Consider the following 1,113-nt stretch of genomic DNA (forward strand, 5'->3'; position numbering starts at 1 on the left):
AGATCACTTGAAGGGAACTCAGTCCGATTTTCGCGATCTGATTAATCGCCAAATCAAAACAAATCACTAACCGGACTGAGTTATGCCGATCATAGCACCCATATCCCGAAATGAACGTCGCCAGATGAAAAAAATTATCCAAACAACCCGAGATAAAAATTATGCACGCAGACTGATGGCCTTGTTGATGCTCCATCAGGGGATGTCCGTCTCTTATGTCGCCAGAACCCTTTGTGCAGCGCGCTCTTCGGTCAATCGTTGGATAAACTGGTTGACGTTATATGGATTAGAAGGACTCAAAAGCCTGCCCGCTGGCAGACCCGCAACATGGAATTTAACGTCACTATTCCCTTTGCTGTCTTTTTTGGTCCAACATTCACCACAACAATTTGGCTACCTGCGTTCTCGCTGGAGTTTGGAGCTTTTTATCATTCAAATCAAAGAACTGATAAAAGTGAAATTCTCGAAAAGCACCTTTTATCGTTATTTATGCCAGGCGGGTATCGTTTGGAGGAGAGCCGCTCCCACCTTGAAATTACCTGACCCCGAGTACGATGAGAAAATGGCAAAAATCACGGAAGCCTTGTCCAATTCCTCAGAGCCACATCCGGTTTTTTATGAAGATGAAGTCGATATTCACTTTAATCCGAAAATCGGTTCAGGCTGGTATTTCAAGGGACAACAGAAACGGATCGTTACACCCGGGAAAAACCAAAAACATTATCTTGCGGGTTGTCTAAACGCCCTGACAGGGAAAATCACTTATGTCGGAGGCTTACATAAAAACTCTGAATTATTTATCAATCTGTTAGATGAGATAAACCGCCAATATAGCTCTGCAGAAACAATCACCCTAATCCTAGATAATTATGGCATTCATAAAAGCCGGAAAGTCATGGATTGGCTGGCCAGAAATTCTAAATTTAATCTCTTATTTTTACCAGCCTACTCACCTTGGCTGAATAAAATTGAACGCCTATGGCAATCTCTACATGAAACGGTAACGCGGAACCATTGCTGTCAGTTTATGTGGCAGTTGATTAAGTGTGTGCAAGTTTTCATGGAATCAGCCTCATTGCAGCAACAGCAGAAAATGAAAAAAGGGGGTGTATC

Annotated in this window: 1 protein-coding gene; it reads left to right on the forward strand. The window is 42.7% G+C overall.

The window, feature by feature from the left end; genetic code table 11:
* Positions 1-82 precede the first annotated feature (82 nt).
* On the forward strand, positions 83-1,113 hold a 1,031-nt coding region (locus PSI22_RS21205; protein WP_273581454.1), incomplete at its 3' end, for an IS630 family transposase.

Source organism: Xenorhabdus aichiensis (genome assembly GCF_028598775.1).
Lineage (GTDB): Bacteria > Pseudomonadota > Gammaproteobacteria > Enterobacterales > Enterobacteriaceae > Xenorhabdus > Xenorhabdus bovienii.